The following is a 22,445-nucleotide window of genomic DNA, read 5'->3' on the forward strand; positions in this document are numbered from 1 at the left end:
TGCTAGAATGAGGCCTGTACGAAATAGGATAGGAGTGAACATTTTGACGGAACCAATTTTTTTGGAACCAGTCTTTCATCAAAAGATCTGGGGCGGGCGTAAGCTTGAGACCGATTTTGGCTACACCATTCCAGACGGCAAGATCGGCGAGCTGTGGGCGATCTCGGCGCATCCAAATGGCCCGAACGTGATCGAAAATGGGCCGCTGGCAGGCTTGACGCTGGACCAAGCGTGGGCGGATCATCAGGAGTATTTTGGCCATCAGCAGGGGAAAGTCTTCCCGCTGTTGACGAAGATCCTCGATGCCAACGACAGCCTCTCGGTGCAGGTGCACCCAGATGATGCCTACGCAAAGGCCCATGAACGTCCCGGCGAGCTCGGCAAGACCGAGTGCTGGTATGTCATCGAAGCCGATCCCGGCTCGTATCTCATCTACGGCCATCACGCCAAGACCCGCGAGGAATTGGCGCAGATGATCCACGACGGCGATTGGGACCACCTGCTGCGCAAAGTGCCGGTCAAGACTGGCGACTTTGTGTATGTTCCAAGTGGCACCATCCACGCGCTGAACAAGGGCATCATGGTGCTCGAGACGCAGCAGAGCTCCGACACGACATACCGGCTGTATGATTACGACCGCGTCGGCGCCGATGGGAAAAAGCGTGAGCTGCATTTGCAGCAGAGCATCGACACGACCACCGTGCCATCCCAAGATCCAAAGCTCGACATTCAAACGGAAAAACGCGGCGACTCGACTGTCACGACCTTTGTGACCGCGCCGCTGTCACCGTTCTTCTCTGTTTATCGCATTCAGCTCAAGGGGTCCTTGGACTTTGATCGCGAAGCGCCATACACGCTGGTCTCTGTTTTGGCCGGCAACGGCACCTTCGAAGCGGATGGCAAGTCCTATCCGATCAAAAAAGGCATCCACTTCATCATTCCAAATCAGATCGAACACTGGGCATTCACCGGTGACATGGACATCATCACGTCCACACCGGGCAAGGCCGAAGAATAAGCAAAAGGCGACACGCAAAAATTCTGCGTGTCGCCTTTTTGTGTGTTGCGGTTAGTTGGAGTCAGTTGGCCTGAGCCGCCATCCCGTGGCCGGTGCACTGTGTAGTTGGGCTCCGCCGAGCAGGTCTGAGACGTCTAGCTGTCTTGTTCACTCGAGGCAAATTGCGGCCTCAAGCGCCCAAGCCAGACTATCCGCTCAGACCTAAACGCTCGGCTCCGCACCCTTTTCTAGAACCCCGCTTTGATATACCCCGCATCACTGAGCTTTTTGCGCAACTGAAGCACGGCGGTGTAGGTCGCCAGCACGTAGACATGCTTGCTTGGGGCCTCTTTCAGCGCGGTGATCACGTCGCCGAGATCGGGGCGCTGGACGAGCTCGGTTTCTGGTACGCCGGCGACTTGCATCCGAAAGGCGATATCCTTGTAGCGCTCGCCGCCGACCAGATAGCTAGTCGCTTTGCCACTTTGGACCAGTTGCTCGAAATTGCCGTCCCAGATCCAACTGGTGTCGGTGCCGTCTGCGTATTTTGCATTGAGCAACATCGCAAAGGAAAATGGTTCCTGATTGCGCTGAATCATGGCGAGGACCTCGTTGAGTCCGACCGGATTTTTTACCAAGATCAAGGTGACGGCCTTGCCATCCAGGCTGATCTCCTCTTGGCGGCCAAAGACCTTCTCGTCGTAGGCAAACGCCTGGCTGACCTGCTCTGGCGTTATGCCGAATGTGGCGCCGACTGTGTAAGCGGCTAGGGCGTTATAGACGTTATACGTGCCACCGATCTGCAGGGCGAATTCGTGGCCGTCGATCGCAAACTGGGAGCTGGTAGGCGTGAGTTCGTGCACCGCGGTCACGGCATGCGCCAGCGCGGGCCGCTTGAAGCCGCAATTCGGGCAAAAATAGTTACCGAGGTTGGCATAAGTGATGCCGCGGTAGTGCAAAATGTGCTCACAAACCGGGCAAAGCACGCCATCCGTATTCGGCGGGGCCATCACATTGGTCGTGCTTTGGTCGGCCAACTCAAATCCATAGTAGGAAACGGGATTTTCCAGAGGCCGGGAGCTGAAGATCGGCGCGTCGCCATTTGCGATGACCTGGGCGGAAGCATCTTGCTGGATGCCGTTCAGGATCTTTTGATAGGTCGTGTAGAACTCGCCATAGCGGTCCATTTGGTCGCGAAAAATATTGGTCAAGACGAACATCTTGGGATGCAAGTAGCTGGCGACTGGGGCGACATTGGCCTCATCGACCTCCAACACCGCTAATTTGCGCTGGCCGGGATGGGCCTTGCCGCGACCGTGGGCCAAAAACGCGGCGATGATACCTTGCATCATGTTACTGCCGGTGGGGTTGGTCAAAATGTCGTCATATTTTTGGCGGAGCACTTTGACGATCAAATTGGTGGTCAGGGTCTTGCCGTTGGTGCCGGTCACGACGATCACGTCATAATCTTTGCCCAGCGCGGCCAAGACGCCCGGGTCGATGCGCTGTGCGAGTTTGCCGGGAAGCGAACTGCCGCCTTTGAGAAATGTGTGTAAAAACCAATAGCTGCTGCGCCCGACAATCGTGGCCAGGCCGGCTTTGGCGGAATTGCGCGTTGTCAATTGCGTCCCCCCTTGTTTATCTTTGATGATAGCATATCTTCAGCCCCCGCGGCGGAACGACGGCAAAACTTAAGCGGAGAAAGGGGGGGAGGATACCTGATTCGAAGAAAAGCGACGGCCCCGTGCTGTTTGATAGAGTTGTCATGGACGCTTGGACTGTCATGGCCGTGTTCAATCCGATGAAATTTGGTATACTGGAGCCAGTGTTTTTTGCTCAAACGCCCCTTGTTTGTGCAGAATAAGGAAGGAGCTTCACCATGGCGCAATTATTTTTCCTCTACGGCGCGATGAACTCGGGGAAAACGATCGAGATCTTGAAAGTCGCCCATAACTATGAGGAGCAGCACAAGCAGGTGATCATCTTGACCAGCGCGGTCGACGATCGATCCGGCGTCGGCGTGATTGCCAGCCGCATTGGCATGGAGCGCGCGGCGGTGCCGATTCACCACGACACCAACGTCTTTGACTTGGTCAAGGAACTGGATGCCGGGGCGGCCTGTGTGCTGATCGATGAAGCACAGTTTTTGGAAAAGCATCACGTGTTTGAATGCGCGAAGGTCGTCGATGAACTCCACATTCCGGTGATGGCGTTTGGTCTGAAAAACGACTTTAAGAATGAGTTGTTTGAGGGGTCTAAATACCTGCTCCTGTATGCCGACAAGATCGAAGAGATGAAAACGATCTGCTGGTTCTGCGCCAAAAAAGCGACGATGAACTTGCGCGTGCATGATGGTGTGCCGGTGTATTCCGGTGAGCAGATTCAAATTGGCGGCAATGAGAGCTATTTTCCGGTCTGCCGGCACCATTATTATTTTCCGCCCGAAGAGTTAAAGGCCTAGGAGGCAACATGGATAAGATCTTTGAACAGTTGGATGGCTTGCTGGATCGCTATGATGAACTGCAGGAATTGATGAGCGATCCGGAAGTCATTCAGGATACGAAGCGCTACATGGCGCTGTCAAAAGAGGAAGGCAGCATGCGTGAAGTCGTGGCCGCCTACCGCAAATACAAGCAGGTCAAAGACGACATCGAGGAAAGCAAGGAGCTGCTTGCGACCAGCAAGGATCCCGAGCTGGAGGAGCTGGCCAAGGAGGATTTGGCTGCGCTTGAGCCGGAGCAGGGCCAGCTGGAAGATCAGATCAAGCGGCTGATGCTGCCCAAGGATCCCAACGATGATAAGAACATCATCATGGAGATTCGCGGCGCGGCTGGCGGCGACGAGGCGAGCCTGTTTGCCGGCGACCTCTTGTCGATGTACATGAAGTATGCGGAAAAACAGGGCTGGACCACCGAGATCATCGATGAAAATCCAACCGAGGTCGGCGGCTATAAGGAAGTTTCTGTTTTGATCACCGGCGAAAGCGTTTATTCCAAGCTCAAATACGAAAATGGGGCGCATCGCGTGCAGCGCGTGCCGGTCACCGAAAGTGCCGGCCGGGTGCATACGTCAACGGCCACGGTCGGAGTCATGCCGGAATACGATGAGGTGGATCTCGACATCGACCCCAAAGACATTCGCACCGATGTTTACCGCTCCAGCGGTGCTGGTGGGCAACATATCAACAAGACGTCCAGTGCGGTGCGGATGACGCATTTACCGACAGGCATCGTGGTCACCATGCAAGATCAGCGTTCCCAGCAGCAAAACCGCGCCAAGGCGATGCAGATCTTGCGCTCGCGTGTCTATGATTTTTACGAAAGCCAAAACGCGGATGAGTATGCGGCCAAACGGAAAACTGCAATCGGGTCAGGAGATCGCTCGGAGCGCATCCGGACCTACAATTACCCGCAAAATCGGGTGACGGATCACCGCATCAATCTGACCCTCAACAAGTTGGACCGCATTATGAACGGGGAGCTTGCGGATATTATCGACGCGCTGATCGTGCAGGATCAGACGAACAAGTTGGAATCGATCAATGACTGAGACTTATGACCAGGCACTGCGCTGGGCGGCTGAGGCCCTGGCTGGCCGCAGTGATGCGGATGGCGCGCGATACGTGCTTGAGATCCGGGGCGGCTTTTCGCCAAGCGGACTGCAGCTCCACCGCGGCGACGCGATGCCGCCAGCGTTGTGGACGCAGTTTCAAGAAGACGTCGCCCGCCTGCAAAACAATGAGCCGCCGCAATACATCGTCGGTGTCGCCCCGTTTTACGGGGACCTGTTCAATGTGACACCGGCTGTTTTGATTCCCAGGTTTGAAACGGAAGAGTTGGTGGCCTGGGCGGCTGAAGAGGAGGGCGATGCGACCCGCGGGCTGGATGTTGGCACCGGCAGTGGGGTGATTGGCCTCACGTTGGCGCAACTCTTGCCGAATTGTCGGATGACGCTCAGTGATGTGTCTTCCGCTGCCTTGGCCGTTGCAGAGACGAATGCGACTCGGCTGAAGCGCCAAGTGACTTTTGTGCAAAGCGACTTGTTTGCGGCGCTGGGGAATCAGCGGTTCGATTTTGTCATCGCCAATCTGCCGTATATTGCGCGCAGCGAAACGCCGGTGATGGATGCGAGCACGCTCAAGTTTGAACCGGACCTTGCGCTGTTTGCCGAAGATGAGGGGCTGGCGCTGTTTCGGACGTTCACCGAGCAGGTCGGCGCGCATCTGACACCAGGCGGGCGCGTGTATCTGGAGTTTGGCTACCATCAGCAGCCCGCCCTGGCCGCGTTGTTTGCGGCGAAACTGCCGGACGCCACGGCGACGTTCCGGCAGGATATGGCCGGCCATCCGCGGATGGTGCGGCTGGCATTTTAAAATCGATCTGAACCAAGGAACGAGACGAGGGGATATATAATGGAAACAAAAAAATTTGGTAAGGATGATCTGGCGGAAGCCGCGGCCTTGATTCGGGCGGGGGAGGTCGTCGCTTTTCCCACCGAGACCGTTTATGGACTGGGCGCTGATGCGACAAGCGCGCAGGCGGCCCTCAAGGTGTTTGAGGCGAAGCACCGCCCAGCGGATAACCCGCTGATCGTGACGGTTGCGGACCCTGCGATGGTGGCACGGTTTGCGACTGTGACCCCGGACGCGGCAAAATTGATGGCCGCATTTTGGCCTGGCCCGTTGACCATTATTCTGCCAATTTTGCCCGGCGCCTTGTCGATGGTGGTCACAGGGGGGCTGCAGACGGCGGCGTTTCGGATGCCAGCCAGCGCGTTGACGCGGGCACTGATTGCCGAGGCAGGGGTACCGATCGTTGGGCCATCCGCAAATATTTCCGGCAAACCCAGCGCCACCCGCGCCGAACATGTGCTGCATGATTTTGACGGCCGCATCGCCGGTGTGCTCGATGATGGGCCCACAACGGTCGGGGTGGAGTCGACGGTGATCGACATGACCGTGCAGCCACCGGCGATCTTGCGGCCAGGGAAGATCGGCCCGGCCGAGCTCGCGCCGGTGATCGGCGAGGTGCAATCAGATCATCATCACGTTGGCGCCAAGGAGACCCCCAAAGCGCCTGGGATGAAATACAAGCATTATGCCCCAGCGGCGCAGGTCGTGGTGGTGGATACACCGGCGCAATTTCCGGCCGCGATCGACTGGGCGCAGGCGAGTGGTCAGCCATTTGGGGTGCTGGCCTGTGATGATATCCTGACAACGGTCGACCCGGCTGTGCCCACGTACACCTTGGGCAGCGATGTCACCACGGCGACGCATGCGCTGTTTGCGGGGCTGCGCTGGTTCGATCTGCATCCGACAGTGACCCTGATTCTCGCCCAAGCGTTTCCGGCAGATGGCCTCGGTGCCGCTTACATGAACCGCCTATTAAAATCCGCTGGGAACGAACACTTTTCTCAAGACTGAATGACAATGTTCTGATATGATGAGGCTATCTTGAAAATGGAGGGCTTTTTATGGACATGATGACGCAAGACCCGGCCGTTTTTGGTGCGATTCACGATGAGGAAGAACGCCAGCAGCACAACATTGAACTCATCGCCTCAGAAAACATTGTGAGTCCGGCGGTTCGCGCCGCCCAGGGCTCCGTGCTCACGAACAAGTACTCGGAAGGTTATCCCGGCCACCGCTTCTACGGCGGCAATCAATATATCGATGTGATCGAGCAACTGGCGATCGACCGCGCAAAGGAGCTGTTCGGCGCCGAATACGCGAACGTTCAGCCACATTCCGGCTCACAGGCCAACGAAGCCGCCTACAGTGCCTTTTTGGAAAATGGCGACAAGGTGCTGGCCATGGATCTGACCGATGGCGGCCATTTGACGCATGGGGCGCCGATGAATTTTTCCGGCAAGATCTATCACTTCTATCATTACGGTGTGGATCCGGAAAGCGGTTTGCTCGACTACGACCGGATCCTCGAGCAGGCGCTTGAGTTGCATCCGAAAATGATCGTCGCCGGCGCCTCAGCGTATAGCCGCGCCATCGATTTTACCAAGTTCCGCGATATCGCGGATCGCGTCGGCGCGTTTTTGATGGTCGACATGGCGCATATCGCCGGCCTGGTTGCCGGTGGCCAGCACCAAAATCCGGTGCCGTATGCCGATGTCGTGACGACCACCACTCATAAGACCCTGCGTGGCCCCCGTGGCGGCCTGATTTTGGCCAAGGCGCAATATGGCAAGGCGTTGAACTCCGCTGTTTTCCCTGGCACGCAAGGCGGGCCGCTCGACCACGTGATCGCGGCGAAGGCGGTCGCATTGGGTGAGGCGCTGCGTCCGGAGTTCAAGGATTACGCCAAAGCCGTGGTGGTCAACATGCAGGCCATGTGCGAAGGCTTCCTGGATGATCCGCGCTTGCGGTTGATCTCAGGCGGCAGTGACAATCACCTGGTGTTGGTCGACGTGACTGGTTATGGGCTTAATGGCCGGCAGGTGCAAGACTTGCTGGATAGCGTCATGATCACTGCCAACAAGAACCAGATTCCTGGCGAGCAAAATGGGCCGTTCAAAACTTCGGCCATTCGCGTTGGTACCGCGGCAATCACGACCCGCGGATTTAGCCCGGCCGAATGCAAGACGGTGGCTCATTTGATCTCCCAGGCAATCGCCGACCGCGACGATCAAGCAAAACTTGATGAAATTCGTCAGTCAGTACTTGCGCTCACAGGGGCTCATCCTTTATCATAGGAAAGGTTTTGTGCACTTACAGTTGCGCCTTGTTGCCCCGCGTGGGCGGCAAGGCGCATGTCATATGATCGAAGGAGGACCCTTGCATGGGCAAATTTACGGTTTTGAACCACCCGCTGATTCAGCATAAGCTGACCTTGATTCGGGATAAGAATGCAGGCACCAAAGAGTTTCGCGAGATCGCAAACGAGATTGCGGAGTTGATGGTGTACGAGATCACGCGCGACCTGCCACTGGAGGACGTCGAGATCGAGACCCCGATGGGCAAAACGGTTCAAAAGCAGCTCGCTGGTAAGAAGCTTTGCATCGTGCCGATCTTGCGCGCAGGATTGGGCATGGTCGATGGCGTTTTGGAACTCATTCCGGCAGCCAAGGTCGGCCACGTCGGCATGTACCGCGATGAAAAGACGCTTAAGCCGCACGAGTATTTCGTAAAGATGCCTGCCGACATCGACCAGCGTGACATGATCATTGTCGATCCAATGCTGGCGACCGGGGGCTCCGCTAACATGGCCATCGAGGCGCTGAAGAAGCGCGGCGCCCAGAGCATTCGCCTGGTCGTTTTGGTTGCAGCGCCTGAAGGGGTCAAGGCTGTTCAAGACGAAAATCCGGATGTCGACATCTACGCAGCGGCGCTTGATGATCATTTGAATGAAAATGGCTATATCGTGCCAGGACTCGGCGATGCAGGCGACCGGTTGTTTGGCACAAAGTAAAGATGCTACTATTAAGGTTGAGTGAAAGCTCAACCTTTTTTGTTGCCGTTGTTTGTATAGCCGCGAGTCTGCACACCGTTTTGCAGTTGGGCTGCGCGGGGCAGGGGCGGGACAGGTAGTCGACCCGGTCGCCCTTGGCCTTTGCTTCGGCCTGTTCGCGTTCGGGGCAGGGCTGGGACAGGTAGTCGACCCGGTCGCCCGATGGCCAAGTGCGCCATCAACCGCCCAGGCCGAACTATCTGCCCACCCCAAAGCGCCCCGCTCCGCACCCTTTTTTCGCTTACGATTTTCTAAAGTTGATGGGATGACTAGCATTTCGTACTTACAAGGTGTAAAACAGGGGAGTTGCGGTTCAGTGTCACGCGCTTGCGCGACGTCCGCCAAACACATGTCAAACTGCACCGCCATGCGGCTGAAAAGAAGCCGCTTTCACTGAAAAAAACGATGAAAAGCCCCTTGTGGTAGGCATTAAAAAACCATGAATCGTTTTGTCTTTTCATGTGAATGGTGTTACAGTAATGGTTGTGTTTTGGGGGATCTGTATCCGTCATACCGCGATTTTTAAAACTCGCGCGCTGGCAAGCACGGCCGCTTGCGGCTTTCATACATACTAGCGAGTCAGTTTTGCAAGGAGGTGAATTCTGTGAACGAAAAATATCCCTATGTTACATTTCTCGGGCTCCATTTCAATCTGACCAACGACATTGCGATCTTGGTCTCCGCCGTGATCGTATTTTTCTTGCTCTTTTGGCTGGCGCGCAAGCCGCAGCTGAGACCAAGGGGCAAGCAAAATGTCTTGGAATATCTGATCGACTTCACCAACGGAATCGTCAAACAGGCGATGCCCGGTCCTGAAGGTAATCGATTTGGACTTCTGGCATTGGTGTTGTTCGTCTTCATCTTTGTCAGCAACCAGATCGGGCTGATTTTCCAGGTCGATGCTGGCGGTTTGACCTGGTTCCGCTCGCCGACTGCTGATCCTGTGATCACGATGGGCCTCGCGCTGATCGTCCTAGTGATGTCGCATTTCTTCGGGGTCGCTGTCAAGGGCATTTCCGGGTATCTGAAGGGATACGTTTCGCCAGTTGCATTTTTGGCACCGATCAATGTGATCGAAGAGTTTACCAACTTTATCACATTGGCGCTACGTCTTTATGGGAATATCTATGCTGGGGAAGTCCTGCTTCTGCTTGTTCGACAGCTTGCATTTTCCGGTGCTGGCGGTCCAGTCAGCTTTGTTGCAGGATTCCTGCTGGAGATCATCTGGCAAGGGTTCTCAGTCTTCATTGGTTCGATCCAAGCATATATCTTTGTCACCCTGGCGATGGTCTACACCTCGCACAAGGTAGTTTCTGAATAATAGGAGGAAGAAGAATATGAACTACATCGCAGCAGCTATCGCATCCGGCCTCGCCGCGCTTGCCGCTTCCTATGGTAACGGCCAAGTTATCTCCAAGACGCTCGAAAGCATGGCGCGTCAGCCGGAATTGTCCGGTCAGCTTCGTGGGACGATGTTTATCGGCGTCGGCATGATTGAAGCGGTCCCGATCATGTCTATCGTTATCGCGTTCATGTTGCTACTCGCCAAGTAAGCACCGACTATCTTGTCTAGAAAGGAGTGGCATGATCAATGGCTACATTAGGTGATACGCTTTTTCTGGTCGCGACGTTTGTTGTCCTGCTTATTTTGGTCGGGCATTTTGCGTGGAAACCAGTCACCAAGATCATGACAGAGCGCCAGACCAAGGTCGATGGTGACCTGGATTACGCCGAAAACGCGCGTAATGAGGCGCAGGCCCTCCAAGCAAAGCGTGAGGCAGAGCTCAAGAACTCCCGCGCCGATGCCGTCAAGATCGTCAATACGGCGAAGGAAAACGGTGAAAAGCAGCGTCAGCAAATGCTCGATGCCACGACCCAAGAAGTCGCGACATTGAAGCAAAATGCGAGTGCCGACATCGCCCAAGAGCGTCAAGATGCGCTTGCTAGTGCGAAGGACGACGTTGCCGAACTCTCCGTTGCAATCGCAACGAAGATCATCGGTAAGGAACTGAACGCAGCCGACCAGCAGTCGCTGATCGACGATTACATCAAAGGCTTAGGTGATGCCAATGGCGTTGACTGATCGCGCTGTGGCACCGCGCTATGCCAAGGCCTTGTTTGAAGCGGCTGGGGATCAGCAGCTTCAAGCACAGGTCCATGATGAACTTCAGGCTTTGCTCGGCGTGGTCGAGCAAGAAGCTGGCCTGATGCAACTGCTCACATCTCAGACTGTCCCTCAGCAGGCAAAAACTGAGCTGGTGGCCGCCATGTCTGATGGCGCCAGTGACTTGGTGAAAAACCTGCTCACGATCTTGGCCGAAAACGGCCGCATCGGCGGGCTCAAAGATGTGATCGACGATTATGAGCGACGCTATGAAGCGACCAACGGCATTTTGTCCGCGACCGCGACCACAGCTGTTGCCTTGAGCGACGATCAGGCAGAGGCATTACGCCAAGCAATCGCAAAGAAATTTGACGTCCAGCGCGTGACCCTTACCCAAAAGGTCGATGCGCACATTGTGGGCGGCGTCAAAGTCGAGACCGGGACCGCCATTATTGATGGCACGGTCGCCACTCGACTGAAGAAGCTCCACACATTGCTGACAGCCAAATAGCGAAAGTGAAGAGGTGAACCGGATGAGCATCAAGACTGAGGAAATCAGTTCTCTCATCAAAAAACAACTTGAAAATTACCATGATGACCTCGATGTTCAAGAAGTCGGCACGGTGACCTACGTCGGTGACGGGATCGCACGTGCAACAGGCCTTGAAAATGCGATGGCCAGTGAATTGTTGCAGTTTAGCAACGGCTCATACGGGATGGCGCAAAACCTCGAGACCAATGATGTGGGTATCATTATTTTGGGGGATTTTGACGACATTCGTGAAGGCGACCAGGTCAAGCGAACTGGCCGTATCATGGAAGTGCCTGTCGGTGAAAATATGATCGGACGCGTCGTCAACGCGCTGGGTCAGCCCATCGACGGCAATGGTCCGATTCAGACCGAACATACCCGTCCGATCGAAGTCAAGGCACCGGGCGTCATGCAGCGCCAGTCTGTTTTCGAACCATTACAGACTGGGCTCAAAGCGGTCGACGCCTTGGTCCCGATTGGTCGTGGCCAACGTGAATTGATCATCGGCGACCGTAAGACCGGGAAGACCTCGATCGCGATCGATACGATCATCAACCAAAAAGACCAGAACATGATCTGTGTGTACGTCGCGATCGGCCAAAAGGATTCGACCGTCCGGACACAGGTCGAGACCCTGAAGAAATACGGCGCGATGGATTACACCATCGTGCTTTCGGCTGGGCCTTCTGAACCTGCCCCAATGCTCTACATCGCGCCTTATGCCGGTGCTGCGATGGGCGAAGAGTTCATGTACAACGGCAAGCATGTCCTCATCATTTATGATGATCTGTCCAAGCAGGCCACGGCTTACCGTGAGCTCTCCTTGCTGCTCCGTCGTCCGCCTGGTCGTGAAGCCTACCCAGGGGATATCTTCTACACGCATTCCCGTTTGCTCGAGCGTGCCGCGAAGTTGTCCGATAAGCTGGGTGGGGGCTCGATGACGGCTTTGCCGATCATCGAAACGCAAGCCGGCGATATCTCTGCTTACATTCCGACCAACGTGATCTCGATCACCGATGGCCAGATCTTCCTGCAAAGCGACCTCTTCTATTCAGGCACACGCCCAGCGATCGATGCTGGTGCCTCTGTTTCCCGAGTTGGTGGGGATGCGCAGATCAAGGCGATGAAGAAAGTTGCCGGGACCTTGCGTTTGGACCTCGCGTCCTTCCGTGAGCTGGAAGCCTTCACGCAGTTCGGCTCCGATCTGGATGCGGCCACTCAGGCCAAGCTCAATCGTGGTCGCCGGACTGTTGAGGTGCTGAAGCAGCCCGTTCACAAGCCGTTGCCAGTGGCCAAGCAGGTCTTGATCCTGTACGCCCTGACCCATGGCTTCCTGGATGCGGTGCCGATCGATGATATCACTCGGTTCCAAAACGAACTGTTCGATTATGCTGATAGCAACGGCGCGGATCTCTTGAAGACCATCGCCGAAACAGGCCAATTACCGGATACTGATAAGCTTGATGCACTCATCAAGGCCTTTGCCGATGGGTTCACCAGCAGCGCCGCGAAATAAGGAGGTGCCGCATGGCTGAATCATTGATGGACATCAAACGCCAGATCGCTTCGACCAAGAAAACGGGTCAGATCACGCAGGCCATGCAGATGGTCTCCGGGGCAAAATTGACCCAGATCGAAAAGCGAGCTGGTGAATATCAGCTCTATGCCGGTAAAGTGCGTGAGATCGTCACGCACTTGGCGGCCGCTCAGCTGCTCGCCATCGAACGTGAACAAGCCACAGAGCTTGCCGGCGATGGCAACAAAGCACGCCTGCAGTTGGCCACACTTTTGGAGCAGCGTCCTGTCAAGAAAACGGGTTACCTGGTCATCACCTCTGACCGTGGCCTTGTCGGGGCGTATAACAGCACGATTCTGAAGGCAATGATGCAGATGATCAAGCAAGATCATCAGGCTGCCGATGACTATGTGATCATGGCTGTCGGCGGTGTCGGCGCGGACTTTTTCAAAGCCCGCGGTGTCAATCTCGCCTATGAGTACCGCGGGGTCTCTGATATCCCGACCTTCAACGAGGTCCGGGAGATCGTTAAGACGGCGGTCACGATGTTTGATAGTGGTGTCTTTGATGAGCTTTATGTCTGCTACAACCATCATGTCAATTCGCTGACATCGGCGTTCCGTGCAGAACGGATGCTGCCGATCTCTGACCTTGATGTCGATGAAGTCTCAGACAAGCCGATCGAATACATCACCGAACCGGATCCAGAACAAGTGCTTGAAGCGATTCTCCCGCAGTATGCTGAAAGTCTGATCTTCGGGGCCATTATGGACGCGAAGACGGCGGAGCATGCCGCGTCGACCACCGCGATGAAGAGTGCGACCGATAACGCAAATGATCTGATCTCTCATCTGTCCGTGACCTATAACCGGGCCCGGCAGTCGGCCATCACGACCGAGATCACCGAGATCGTTGGCGGTGCTGCAGCACTTGAATAATCAACAGGGAGGACGATTTCATTGAGTAATACTATTGGTAAAATCGTGCAAGTGATCGGCCCTGTTGTCGATGTTGAATTTCCTCTTGATCAGAATCTGCCTGAGATCAACAACGCGCTTCACGTCCAAAAATCCGACGACTCCCTGCTGGTGCTCGAAGTCGCTTTGGAACTTGGCGATGGCGTGATGCGGACCATCGCGATGGAGTCCACTGATGGGCTTCAGCGCGGCATGGCAGTGGAAGATACCGGCGGCCCGATCACGGTGCCAGTCGGCAAGGATACCCTTGGGCGCGTGTTCAACGTGCTTGGGGAAAGCATCGATGACGGTCCTGTATTTGGCCCTGATCACGAACGCGACGGCATCCATAAAGACGCGCCCGCCTTTGAGGATCTGAGCACGAGCTCTGACATCCTTGAGACCGGGATCAAAGTCATCGACCTGCTCGAGCCCTACCTGCGTGGGGGTAAAGTTGGTCTGTTCGGTGGCGCCGGTGTCGGCAAGACCGTTCTGATTCAGGAATTGATTCATAACATCGCCGAAGAGCACGGCGGCATCTCGGTCTTTACCGGTGTCGGCGAACGTACGCGTGAAGGGAACGACCTGTACTTCGAAATGAAGGAATCAGGTGTTCTGCAAAACACGGCCATGGTCTTCGGCCAGATGAACGAGCCGCCTGGCGCCCGGATGCGGGTCGCCTTGACTGGGCTGACCATTGCGGAATACTTCCGTGATGTCCAAGGCCAGGACGTCTTGCTTTTCATCGACAACATTTTCCGCTTTACTCAGGCGGGTTCAGAAGTTTCCGCGCTGCTTGGGCGTATTCCTTCTGCCGTTGGGTATCAGCCAACACTGGCCACAGAAATGGGTCAGTTGCAGGAACGAATCACCTCGACCAAGAAGGGTTCTGTCACATCGATTCAGGCCATTTACGTGCCTGCCGATGATTACACGGATCCGGCGCCGGCAACGACTTTCGCCCATTTGGACGCGACGACCAACCTTGAGCGTCGTCTGACTGAGCAGGGCATCTACCCGGCCGTTGACCCACTGGAATCTTCTTCCAGTGCGCTGACTCCGGAAATTGTTGGTGATGAGCATTACGCCGTTGCGACCCAGGTCCAGCAGGTCTTGCAACGCTATCGTGAACTCCAGGACATCATCTCCATTTTGGGGATGGATGAATTGTCCGACGACGAAAAGATCACCGTTGCGCGTGCTCGCCGGATCCAATTCTTCTTGTCACAAAACTTCAACGTCGCTGAGCGGTTCACCGGCCAGCCAGGGTCTTATGTCCCAGTTGAAGAAACGGTCAAAGGGTTCAAGATGATCCTTGACGGCAAGATGGATCAATATCCAGAAGATGCTTTCCGTCAGGTCGGACGCATCGAAGAAGTGGTCGAAAAGGCCAAGAAGATGGGCTTTGCCCCTGACGATGCGGACGAGGCTGACCAGCCTGCTGCCGCCGCCAATTAAGGAGGCGAGGGCCTGTGGCTGATGAAACAACACCGATGACGGTCAACATCGTGACGCCGGATGGTAAAGTCTATGATCACCATGCCAAAATGGTCATCGTGAAGACGACTTCTGGCGAAATGGGGCTGATGGCCAATCACGCGCCAGTCGTTGCGCCACTGGAGATCGGTGAGGTGCGTGTGCGCCGGGTCGATAATCCAGGCCACGAAGACTCGATCGCGGTCAACGGCGGGTTCATGGAGATGTCGAACAACGTCGTCTCTGTGGTCGCCGATTCCGCTGAACGTGCGCGTGATATCAACTTGTCCCGTGCCGAAGCGGCTCGTCAGCGCGCAGAAAAGCGCATTGAAGAAGCCAAAACGACACAGGATACAGATGAACTGCAGCGTGCCCAAGTGGCCCTGCAGCGCGCCATCAATCGTATCAACGTCAAAAACGGCAAATGATCATATTGCGACAGTCCACTGTGTCCAGCACAGTGGGCTGTCTTTTTGATTCAGGGTGCGAAGGTGCGCGGGATGGTGGAACAGCTAGGTTGGCTCAGGCGCTTGGTGGCGCCTCTTGCCGCCGAGTGCCTGAGACGCCTAGATGTTTCCAACATGCGCACCGGAACCCGACTAAGAAAGGGTGCGAAGGTGCGCGGGATGGTCGGGCAAAACAGTGGCTGTTTTGCGTTGCGGCCGCCTGCCCCCACCCGCTATTTTCAGAATAATTTCTTAAGACCTCTCACCGGTTCGCGTTTGCCGCAAAATATCGGTATAATGAAAGCCAGTGGTCAATCAAGGAGGGGTATGGATGTATCAGAGTATGGGCCTATCCGGGCTGGTGACGCTGTTATCGCATTTCTTTTTCATCACCCTGACGTTCAAGCTGCTGCTGAGTTTAGACATGAATAAATGGTTCAAACCGCATCAGGTACGGGCCAGTCAGCTGCTTGTCATGTTCCTTGCGATCGCGATCGGCTATAACGTCAGCGAGTTCGTCTTATCGCTGGTTCAAAGCGCGCAGAGTCTGCCGCTGATATTCAAGTAGGCGCAGCGTCTGTGGTATAATGCACTGTTAGCGAATATTGAGGAGAAGAGATCATGGCAAAAGACATCGGAATCGATCTGGGGACCGCCAACGTACTGATCAATGTCAAGGGTAAGGGCATTGTTCTGAATGAGCCGTCGGTAGTTGCAATCGATACACATAGTGGCAAAGTGTTAGCGGTAGGGACCGAGGCTTACAAAATGGTCGGCCGCACCCCTGGCAACATCCGTTCGATTCGCCCGCTTAAAGACGGCGTAATCGCGGATTTTGACATCACCGAAGCGATGCTTGAGTATTTCATTAATAAATTGAACGTGAAGGGCTTTTTATCAAAGCCAAATATTTTGATCTGCGCGCCGACCAACATCACGTCGATCGAGCAAAAGGCGATCATTCAGGCCGCTGAGAAATCAGGTGGCGGCCGTGTCTACTTGGAATTCGAGCCAAAGGTGGCCGCGGTTGGTGCGGGTCTGGATATTTTCCAGCCGCAGGGCAACATGGTCATCGATATCGGTGGTGGGACGTCGGACATTGCCGTCCTATCGATGGGCGAGATCGTCACCAGTCGCAGTTTGCGTCTGGCGGGCGATAAGATGGACGCGGCGATCGCGGCTTATGTCAAAAACAAGCACAAGCTCCTGATCGGGGAGCACACCGCCGAGCAGATCAAGATCCAGATCGGCGCCGTTTTTGAAGCCGATTCCAAGGAGACCATCGAGGTTCGCGGACGCGACATCGCGACGGGCTTGCCGCGTGAGGTCGAAGTGACCTCGCCAGAAGTCGCCGAGGCGCTGCATGATACCATGATGCAGATCGTTTCCGCGGCCAAGGATGTCTTGGAAAAGACGCCACCGGAGCTGTCTGCGGACATCATCGATCGGGGTGTCATGCTGACAGGCGGCGGGGCATTGCTCAAGGGCATCAGCCAACTGTTCGCTTCTGAGCTCAAGGTGCCGGTCCTGTTGGCGGATGATCCGTTGGACGCCGTCGCATTGGGCACCGGCACGTTACTAGATAACATCGCACATCACAAGCAGTATTAAAGGCAGGGGGGCCGCAGATGAACACGGATCACGCAAAGCGTGTGACCAAGAAATTGGGCTGCGGTCTTTTATTGGCATTGCTCATGATCGTTTTAGGGGCAATGCTCGGTTATGCGATCGGCGGCGGGAATCCCTGGGCCGTTTTTGACCCAGAGACTTGGCAACATATTTTTGATTTTCTGAAGTGAGGCGAACAGTGTGAAACGCGTCTTGATGTGGCTGGTCAAAGGCTACCAGCGCTTTATCTCGCCGCTGTTGCCGCCGAGCTGTCGGTATTATCCGACCTGCTCGACGTACATGATTCAGGCGCTGTTCAAACACGGCGCTGTCAAAGGGTTGATCATGGGCTTGGCGCGCATTTTGCGGTGCAACCCATTTGTGCCTGGCGGGCTTGATCCTGTGCCGGACTTTTTCACCCTGCGGCGTAACCCGGATCCAGAGAAGAATATGGCCGAAGCAGCGAATTTTAACTATCATCGAGGGTAAATATGGCAAAAGAACAACGTATTAGTGTCACGGAAGAAGAAGTGACGCGCAATGGGCACACCGTCACCGTTCTGACCGTCGGGAAAAATGAGATCGGCTATATTCAGACGGAAGAGGACCGTTTCTTAGCATACGTCGCCGGCGCGACAACGGCCCACCGGTTCAAGACGATGGACGACGCGACGAACTTTCTCATTTCGGAGTATCATCTGCACCGCGCTTAATTTTTCGTTATCTTGGCCGCGTCGGACTTGTTGCCGAGGTGGCCTTTTTGGACAATAGGACAAGGAAAGAGGTGCGTGCAATGGCGCAGGAAGTGACGCCTGAAAAAAAGGGCAACCGAATCGATTACGGCATCATTTTATCCGTGATGCTGCTGGCGCTCGTCGGCATGGTCGCAATCTACATGGCCGTCAGTCATGACACGAGTCCGACGATCGGCACGCCGCGGCATGCCATGATCATGCAGGCGGTGTGGTATGTAATCGGGGGCGTTGGCATTTTCATCGTGATGCAATTCGACGCCGAGCAGCTCTGGCGGGTGGCGCCGCTGTTGTACGCGTTGGGCATCGGGCTGTTGGTGCTGGTGCTGGTCAAGTATGACCCACAAGTCTTCAACAACACCGGGGCCAAGAGTTGGTTTCGGATGGGCAGCATCACCTTTCAGCCTTCTGAGGTCATGAAACCCGCCTACATCTTGATGATGGCGCGGGTGGTCTCGCAGCACAATGCCCGCTTTCGCCACACCACGCTCAACGACTGGCGTTTGTTGGGTGAAATGCTGCTGTGGACGCTACCAGTGCTCGTGCTTTTGAAGCTGCAAAACGATTTTGGGACCTCACTGGTTTTTGCCGCGATCTACGCGGGGGTGGTGCTGGTCTCTGGGGTCACCTGGAAGATCATCATTCCCGTGGGCGCAGGCGCCGGCGTGGTTGGCGCCGGGGCGCTGACCATGGTCACGACCGACTGGGGCCGCGCGATCTTGGACAAGCTCGGGTTCAAGGCCTATCAGTTCGCCCGAATCGATTCCTGGCGCAACCCATCCGGCGCGGCCAGCAGCGATTCGTATCAGTTGTGGCAGTCGATGAAGGCAATCGGCTCCGGTGAAATGACGGGGCGGGGCTTCAACAACCTGAAAGTGACCGTACCGGTGCGCGAATCGGATATGATCTTTTCGGTGATCGGCGAAGCATTTGGCTTTTTGGGCTGCGCGATCGTCATCTTGCTGTTTTTCCTGTTGATCTACCAAATGATCCGCGTGATCTTCGACACGAAAAACGAGTTTTACGCCTACATCACCACCGGCGTGATCATGATGATTCTGTTCCACATCTTTGAAAACATCGGGATGAACATCGGCCTATTGCCGTTGACTGGGATTCCCCTTCCGTTCATCTCGCAAGGGGGGTCGTTCCTGCTGGCGAATATGCTGTCGGTGGGGATGGTCTTATCGATGCGGTTCCATCATCAAAGCTATATGTTTTCCGGCGATAACGATTCTTTTCAGAAGCAGGGGGTATAACTCATGGCACAATATTTTTGGCAAGAAACAGCAAATGACCGCGTGCGCATTGGTCTGACGGAAGGCGCGCAGGAAGCGTTTGGCAAGATCAAGTTTGCCAAGTTGCCAGCCGTTGGCGAAACGGTGACAGTTGGCAATGCCTTTTTATCCGTTGAGGCGGAAAAGGCAGTACTTGATCTGGATGCGCCGCTTTCTGGACAAGTCGTTGCCGTGAACGAAGCGGCCAACGCGACCCCGGCGCTGCTGGACGACCCGGAGCGCAAGAATAATTGGATCGCGGAGATCAAGGCCTGACACGGTGTGGCGTTAGTGTGAAAAAATATTTTGCGAGAATTGCTTGACAGGGCTTTGAAAGTTGATTAGTATCATAGTCAATTCAACGCAACAAACGAACGATGTGAGAGAGTAGTGATCACTGAGCTGCACAGAAAACCCGGTTAGCTGAGAGCGGGGAAGCAGGTGGTCGCGAACATGGCTCACGGATCGGTGCACCGAACCGCTTGGGGGTAAGGCTGCAATGGGTGGCAACCATTATCTTGCACACGGGTTGAAAACGACCCGTTAGCGAGGACTGTGTGTGCACGCACGGTCGAATTAGAATGGTACCGCGGATGATCCGCTTCTAACTTTGGTTAGGAGCGGATTTTTTTGTGGCAACGATCCGCGTTTGGGGCAAACATTAGGAGGATAATCATCATGAAATTTTTAAAAAAATTAGCTTTGGCAGCAGCAGTGATCGCACCAGTTTTGGCTTTGGCGGCTTGTGGGAATAGCAGCGCCAGCAGCTCTGATACCGTGAAGGTCGGCATCATGGCAAACGACTTGCCGATCTGGAAAGACATTCAAAAGCGCTTGAAGAAGGAAAATGTCGACATCAAGCTCGTCGAGTTCAGCGATTACAACAAGCCAAACAAATCGCTGGAAGCCGGCGACATTCAGCTCAACTCTTTCCAGCACTATGATTTCCTCGGCAACTGGAACAAGAAGAATGGCACCAAGATCGTGTCTGTCGGCGATACTTACATCGCACCGATCCGCGCTTACTCCAACAAAATCAAGTCGCTGAAGGACCTCAAGAAGGGTGACACCGTCTCCGTGCCAAACGATCCGTCCAACGAAGGGCGTGCGCTTCAGTTGCTGGATCAGGAAGGTATCATCAAGTTGGATGACGCCAGCCAGCCGACGGTCAAGGACATCAAGACCAACAAGCTTGACCTGAAGATCTCCGAACTGGATGCAGCCCAAGTTGCCCGCAGCCTGAATGATGTGCAAGCGGCGATCGTCACCAACGATATCGCTGCGGCGGCCGACCTCAACCCAGACAAGGCCATCGCTGTTTCCGATCTGAACAAGGCGGCGCATCCATGGATCAACATCATCGCCGCAAAGTCCAGCAAGGATAAGGACAACAAGACCTACAAGAAGATCGTGAAGGCTTATCAGTCTGACCGTACCGCGGCTTTGATCAAGAAGTACTACAAGGGCGCAGCCGTTCCAGCTTGGAAGTAGTCAATAGAAACGAGGAAGAACATGGCGAGTGAAACAGTGATCGAGCTGCAACAGATCGATGTGCAGTTCAGTGAAAAAGGGCAGGAAGTACATGCGGTCGATCATGTGGATCTGACCGTCAGCCGAGGCGACATCTACGGCATTGTCGGGTATTCCGGCGCCGGCAAGTCCACCTTGGTGCGTACGATCAACCTGTTGCAGCGCCCGACCGGTGGCAAGAGCCTGGTGCTTGGGCAAGACATGCTGAGCTTGAACGCGAAGCAGTTGCGCCAGGAGCGCCAGCGCATCGGCATGATCTTCCAGCATTTTAACCTGATGAATTCCCGCACCATTGCTGAAAATGTGGCTTTTCCCCTAAAAGGCCACAAGAGCAAGGCGGAGATCAAGGGCAAAGTTGATAGCCTGCTGAAACTCGTCGGCCTCGATGAACGTGCCGATGCGTATCCGGCGGAATTATCCGGGGGCCAAAAACAGCGTGTCGGCATCGCCCGGGCGTTGGCCAGTGACCCCGAGATTCTGATCTCCGATGAAGCGACCAGCGCGCTGGACCCCAAAACCACCTCATCGATTCTGGATCTGCTCAAGCATCTGAATGAAACGTTGGGCCTCACGATCGTCTTGATCACCCATGAAATGGAAGCCGTCAAGCAGATCTGCAACAAGGTCGCGGTGATGGACGCCGGCCGGATCATTGAGCGCGGCGATCTCCTTCAGATCTTTGCCCAACCGAAAGAGCAGCTGACCAAGGACTTCATTGACACCACCATTCAGCTGGATGCGGCGCTTGAAGCGGTTCGCCAAGAGCCAGCCGTGCAAAATTTGGCCCCAAGCGATCGCCTGCTCAGACTGACTTATGTCGGCGCCAGCACCGATCAACCGCTTGTCGCCACGCTGTTTAAAGACTACCAAGTCACCGCCAATATTTTGTTTGGCGACATTCAGATCCTGCAGGGCACCCCATTTGGCAATTTGATCGTGGTGTTGTCTGGCACAAACACAGATCTTGCGCGGGCCTTCACTTATCTGCATGACAATGACGTGACCGTGGTCGCCCTAGATGGAAAGGAGGAGACCCCCGCATGACCGGATTAGAAAATTGGATCGAGAAGATCATGCCAAATGTCGTTGAGAACTGGAGCGGCGACACGGGCTTCATCCAATCCACCAAGGACACCATTTACATGACCTTTTGGACGTCGGTGATCGCCGGCGTCATCGGCCTCGCGCTCGGCGTCTTACTGGTGTTGACCGACGACCACGGCTTGTGGGAAAGTCGCCCAGCCTATTTTATCCTCGATAAGCTCGTCAATATTTTCCGGGCGATTCCATTCATCATTTTGCTCGCCGTTTTGGATCCGGTCACCCGGGCGCTGGTCGGCATCGGCATCGGCCCGACCGCGGCCTTGGTGCCGTTGGTCGCAGGCACCGCTCCGTTTTTCGCGCGGCAGGTGCAAAATGCCTTGTTGACCATCGATCCTGGGGTCGTTGAAGCGGCCGAAGCGATGGGGCTCTCACCACTTGCCATTGTGTGGCGTGTCTACCTGCGCGAAGGCCTTTCCGAGCTCGTCCGCGTCGGCGTCCTGACCATTATCTCGGTCATCGGGTTGACTGCGATGGCTGGGGCGATCGGCAGTGGTGGCTTGGGGAACCTCGCCATCCAGATCGGCTACAACGGATTCAAGAACGACGTGATCTGGGTTGCCACGATCTTGATCTTGATCATGGTCTTCATCGTTCAGTTTGTCGGCGATATCATTGCAAAAAAATTGCATCACTAAAATGGGATGAAAAAACGCCAGTCCACAGCGGGCTGGTGTTTTTGTCTGTCGT

The 22,445-nt window shown here is 55.2% G+C and carries 26 protein-coding genes; 25 read left to right on the forward strand and 1 reads right to left on the reverse strand.

Annotated features, from left to right (window positions below; translation table 11 throughout):
• Positions 1–7 precede the first annotated feature (7 nt).
• On the forward strand, positions 8–1,018 hold the full coding sequence (gene manA / locus EKM95_RS08145) for a mannose-6-phosphate isomerase, class I (protein ID WP_191988593.1): 1,011 nt from the start codon (positions 8–10) through the stop codon (positions 1,016–1,018).
• Positions 1,019–1,245: 227 nt separating this feature from the next.
• Here the strand turns inward: manA and EKM95_RS08150 are convergent, their stop codons facing one another.
• Positions 1,246–2,619: a Mur ligase family protein gene (locus tag EKM95_RS08150; RefSeq protein WP_125697354.1), complete on the reverse strand. Its 1,374-nt coding sequence runs from the start codon at positions 2,617–2,619 to the stop codon at positions 1,246–1,248.
• A 257-nt stretch (positions 2,620–2,876) separates the two neighbouring features.
• Between EKM95_RS08150 and EKM95_RS08155 the strand changes: the two genes are divergently transcribed.
• From EKM95_RS08155 to EKM95_RS08270, 24 genes are all read left to right on the forward strand, one after another.
• Entirely contained in the window at positions 2,877–3,458 is a 582-nt protein-coding gene (locus tag EKM95_RS08155) for a thymidine kinase (RefSeq protein WP_125697355.1), read from the forward strand.
• An 8-nt stretch (positions 3,459–3,466) separates the two neighbouring features.
• Entirely contained in the window at positions 3,467–4,546 is a 1,080-nt protein-coding gene (gene prfA / locus EKM95_RS08160; protein ID WP_125697356.1) for a peptide chain release factor 1, read from the forward strand.
• Positions 4,539–5,369 (forward strand): peptide chain release factor N(5)-glutamine methyltransferase, encoded by an 831-nt coding sequence (prmC, locus tag EKM95_RS08165; RefSeq protein WP_125697357.1) that lies wholly within the window; start codon positions 4,539–4,541, stop codon positions 5,367–5,369. Before prfA ends, prmC begins: the two co-directional genes overlap by 8 nt.
• Before the next feature lie 39 nt (positions 5,370–5,408).
• Entirely contained in the window at positions 5,409–6,419 is a 1,011-nt protein-coding gene (locus EKM95_RS08170; RefSeq protein WP_125697358.1) for an L-threonylcarbamoyladenylate synthase, read from the forward strand.
• Between the two features lie 50 nt (positions 6,420–6,469).
• Entirely contained in the window at positions 6,470–7,702 is a 1,233-nt protein-coding gene (locus tag EKM95_RS08175; protein WP_125697359.1) for a serine hydroxymethyltransferase, read from the forward strand.
• Between the two features lie 86 nt (positions 7,703–7,788).
• A complete protein-coding gene (upp, locus tag EKM95_RS08180; RefSeq protein ID WP_125697360.1) occupies positions 7,789–8,418 on the forward strand; it encodes a uracil phosphoribosyltransferase in 630 nt (209 codons plus the stop codon).
• 643 nt (positions 8,419–9,061) lie between these two features.
• Positions 9,062–9,778, forward strand: coding sequence for a F0F1 ATP synthase subunit A (gene atpB, locus EKM95_RS08185; protein WP_125697361.1), 717 nt, complete (start codon positions 9,062–9,064; stop codon positions 9,776–9,778).
• A gap of 16 nt (positions 9,779–9,794) precedes the next feature.
• Entirely contained in the window at positions 9,795–10,010 is a 216-nt protein-coding gene (gene atpE, locus EKM95_RS08190) for a F0F1 ATP synthase subunit C (protein ID WP_125697362.1), read from the forward strand.
• A gap of 38 nt (positions 10,011–10,048) precedes the next feature.
• Positions 10,049–10,540, forward strand: coding sequence for a F0F1 ATP synthase subunit B (gene atpF, locus EKM95_RS08195; protein WP_125697363.1), 492 nt, complete (start codon positions 10,049–10,051; stop codon positions 10,538–10,540).
• Positions 10,527–11,072 carry an ATP synthase F1 subunit delta gene (gene atpH / locus EKM95_RS08200; RefSeq protein WP_164510139.1) on the forward strand — a complete coding sequence of 182 codons (546 nt, stop codon included), beginning with the start codon at positions 10,527–10,529 and terminating at the stop codon, positions 11,070–11,072. Before atpF ends, atpH begins: the two co-directional genes overlap by 14 nt.
• A gap of 22 nt (positions 11,073–11,094) precedes the next feature.
• Positions 11,095–12,609: a F0F1 ATP synthase subunit alpha gene (gene atpA / locus EKM95_RS08205; protein WP_125697365.1), complete on the forward strand. Its 1,515-nt coding sequence runs from the start codon at positions 11,095–11,097 to the stop codon at positions 12,607–12,609.
• 11 nt (positions 12,610–12,620) lie between these two features.
• Positions 12,621–13,547, forward strand: a complete 927-nt coding sequence (locus EKM95_RS08210) for a F0F1 ATP synthase subunit gamma (protein ID WP_125697366.1) — start codon at positions 12,621–12,623, stop codon at positions 13,545–13,547.
• 21 nt (positions 13,548–13,568) lie between these two features.
• On the forward strand, positions 13,569–15,023 hold the full coding sequence (atpD, locus tag EKM95_RS08215) for a F0F1 ATP synthase subunit beta (RefSeq protein WP_125697367.1): 1,455 nt from the start codon (positions 13,569–13,571) through the stop codon (positions 15,021–15,023).
• A gap of 35 nt (positions 15,024–15,058) precedes the next feature.
• Complete coding sequence (locus EKM95_RS08220; protein WP_125697399.1) at positions 15,059–15,469, forward strand: F0F1 ATP synthase subunit epsilon; 411 nt, start codon at positions 15,059–15,061, stop codon at positions 15,467–15,469.
• Between the two features lie 349 nt (positions 15,470–15,818).
• Positions 15,819–16,055 (forward strand): DUF1146 family protein, encoded by a 237-nt coding sequence (locus tag EKM95_RS08225; RefSeq protein ID WP_125697368.1) that lies wholly within the window; start codon positions 15,819–15,821, stop codon positions 16,053–16,055.
• A 53-nt stretch (positions 16,056–16,108) separates the two neighbouring features.
• Positions 16,109–17,098 carry a rod shape-determining protein gene (gene mreB / locus EKM95_RS08230; protein ID WP_125697369.1) on the forward strand — a complete coding sequence of 330 codons (990 nt, stop codon included), beginning with the start codon at positions 16,109–16,111 and terminating at the stop codon, positions 17,096–17,098.
• 17 nt (positions 17,099–17,115) lie between these two features.
• Complete coding sequence (locus EKM95_RS08235; protein WP_125697370.1) at positions 17,116–17,286, forward strand: DNA-directed RNA polymerase subunit beta; 171 nt, start codon at positions 17,116–17,118, stop codon at positions 17,284–17,286.
• 10 nt (positions 17,287–17,296) lie between these two features.
• Positions 17,297–17,584 carry a membrane protein insertion efficiency factor YidD gene (gene yidD, locus EKM95_RS08240; protein ID WP_125697371.1) on the forward strand — a complete coding sequence of 96 codons (288 nt, stop codon included), beginning with the start codon at positions 17,297–17,299 and terminating at the stop codon, positions 17,582–17,584.
• A 2-nt stretch (positions 17,585–17,586) separates the two neighbouring features.
• Entirely contained in the window at positions 17,587–17,808 is a 222-nt protein-coding gene (locus EKM95_RS08245; RefSeq protein ID WP_125697372.1) for a DUF2969 domain-containing protein, read from the forward strand.
• Positions 17,809–17,888: 80 nt separating this feature from the next.
• Entirely contained in the window at positions 17,889–19,106 is a 1,218-nt protein-coding gene (locus EKM95_RS08250; RefSeq protein WP_125697373.1) for an FtsW/RodA/SpoVE family cell cycle protein, read from the forward strand.
• A gap of 3 nt (positions 19,107–19,109) precedes the next feature.
• Positions 19,110–19,400, forward strand: coding sequence for a glycine cleavage system protein H (locus EKM95_RS08255; RefSeq protein ID WP_125697375.1), 291 nt, complete (start codon positions 19,110–19,112; stop codon positions 19,398–19,400).
• A gap of 402 nt (positions 19,401–19,802) precedes the next feature.
• Positions 19,803–20,615: a MetQ/NlpA family ABC transporter substrate-binding protein gene (locus tag EKM95_RS08260; RefSeq protein WP_125697377.1), complete on the forward strand. Its 813-nt coding sequence runs from the start codon at positions 19,803–19,805 to the stop codon at positions 20,613–20,615.
• 21 nt (positions 20,616–20,636) lie between these two features.
• Positions 20,637–21,698: a methionine ABC transporter ATP-binding protein gene (locus EKM95_RS08265; RefSeq protein ID WP_125697379.1), complete on the forward strand. Its 1,062-nt coding sequence runs from the start codon at positions 20,637–20,639 to the stop codon at positions 21,696–21,698.
• Positions 21,695–22,393 carry a methionine ABC transporter permease gene (locus EKM95_RS08270; protein WP_125697381.1) on the forward strand — a complete coding sequence of 233 codons (699 nt, stop codon included), beginning with the start codon at positions 21,695–21,697 and terminating at the stop codon, positions 22,391–22,393. Before EKM95_RS08265 ends, EKM95_RS08270 begins: the two co-directional genes overlap by 4 nt.
• The last annotated feature ends 52 nt before the right edge of the window (positions 22,394–22,445 follow it).

Origin of the sequence: Lacticaseibacillus yichunensis (assembly GCF_003946405.1) — a bacterium.
In the GTDB taxonomy this organism is placed as follows: Bacteria; Bacillota; Bacilli; order Lactobacillales; family Lactobacillaceae; genus Lacticaseibacillus; species Lacticaseibacillus yichunensis.

Coding starts and splice junctions, on each gene's coding strand:
- EKM95_RS08225 (WP_125697368.1), top strand. CDS start 15,819: ATGTATCAGAGTATGGGCCTATCCGGGCTGGTGACGCTGTTATCGCAT.
- EKM95_RS08210 (WP_125697366.1), top strand. CDS start 12,621: ATGGCTGAATCATTGATGGACATCAAACGCCAGATCGCTTCGACCAAG.
- EKM95_RS08155 (WP_125697355.1), top strand. CDS start 2,877: ATGGCGCAATTATTTTTCCTCTACGGCGCGATGAACTCGGGGAAAACG.
- EKM95_RS08220 (WP_125697399.1), top strand. CDS start 15,059: ATGACGGTCAACATCGTGACGCCGGATGGTAAAGTCTATGATCACCAT.
- EKM95_RS08245 (WP_125697372.1), top strand. CDS start 17,587: ATGGCAAAAGAACAACGTATTAGTGTCACGGAAGAAGAAGTGACGCGC.
- EKM95_RS08260 (WP_125697377.1), top strand. CDS start 19,803: ATGAAATTTTTAAAAAAATTAGCTTTGGCAGCAGCAGTGATCGCACCA.
- EKM95_RS08250 (WP_125697373.1), top strand. CDS start 17,889: ATGGCGCAGGAAGTGACGCCTGAAAAAAAGGGCAACCGAATCGATTAC.
- atpF (WP_125697363.1), top strand. CDS start 10,049: ATGGCTACATTAGGTGATACGCTTTTTCTGGTCGCGACGTTTGTTGTC.
- EKM95_RS08235 (WP_125697370.1), top strand. CDS start 17,116: ATGAACACGGATCACGCAAAGCGTGTGACCAAGAAATTGGGCTGCGGT.
- atpE (WP_125697362.1), top strand. CDS start 9,795: ATGAACTACATCGCAGCAGCTATCGCATCCGGCCTCGCCGCGCTTGCC.
- atpA (WP_125697365.1), top strand. CDS start 11,095: ATGAGCATCAAGACTGAGGAAATCAGTTCTCTCATCAAAAAACAACTT.
- EKM95_RS08265 (WP_125697379.1), top strand. CDS start 20,637: ATGGCGAGTGAAACAGTGATCGAGCTGCAACAGATCGATGTGCAGTTC.
- manA (WP_191988593.1), top strand. CDS start 8: ATGAGGCCTGTACGAAATAGGATAGGAGTGAACATTTTGACGGAACCA.
- upp (WP_125697360.1), top strand. CDS start 7,789: ATGGGCAAATTTACGGTTTTGAACCACCCGCTGATTCAGCATAAGCTG.
- EKM95_RS08270 (WP_125697381.1), top strand. CDS start 21,695: ATGACCGGATTAGAAAATTGGATCGAGAAGATCATGCCAAATGTCGTT.
- atpH (WP_164510139.1), top strand. CDS start 10,527: ATGGCGTTGACTGATCGCGCTGTGGCACCGCGCTATGCCAAGGCCTTG.
- prmC (WP_125697357.1), top strand. CDS start 4,539: ATGACTGAGACTTATGACCAGGCACTGCGCTGGGCGGCTGAGGCCCTG.
- prfA (WP_125697356.1), top strand. CDS start 3,467: ATGGATAAGATCTTTGAACAGTTGGATGGCTTGCTGGATCGCTATGAT.
- mreB (WP_125697369.1), top strand. CDS start 16,109: ATGGCAAAAGACATCGGAATCGATCTGGGGACCGCCAACGTACTGATC.
- EKM95_RS08175 (WP_125697359.1), top strand. CDS start 6,470: ATGGACATGATGACGCAAGACCCGGCCGTTTTTGGTGCGATTCACGAT.
- EKM95_RS08170 (WP_125697358.1), top strand. CDS start 5,409: ATGGAAACAAAAAAATTTGGTAAGGATGATCTGGCGGAAGCCGCGGCC.
- EKM95_RS08255 (WP_125697375.1), top strand. CDS start 19,110: ATGGCACAATATTTTTGGCAAGAAACAGCAAATGACCGCGTGCGCATT.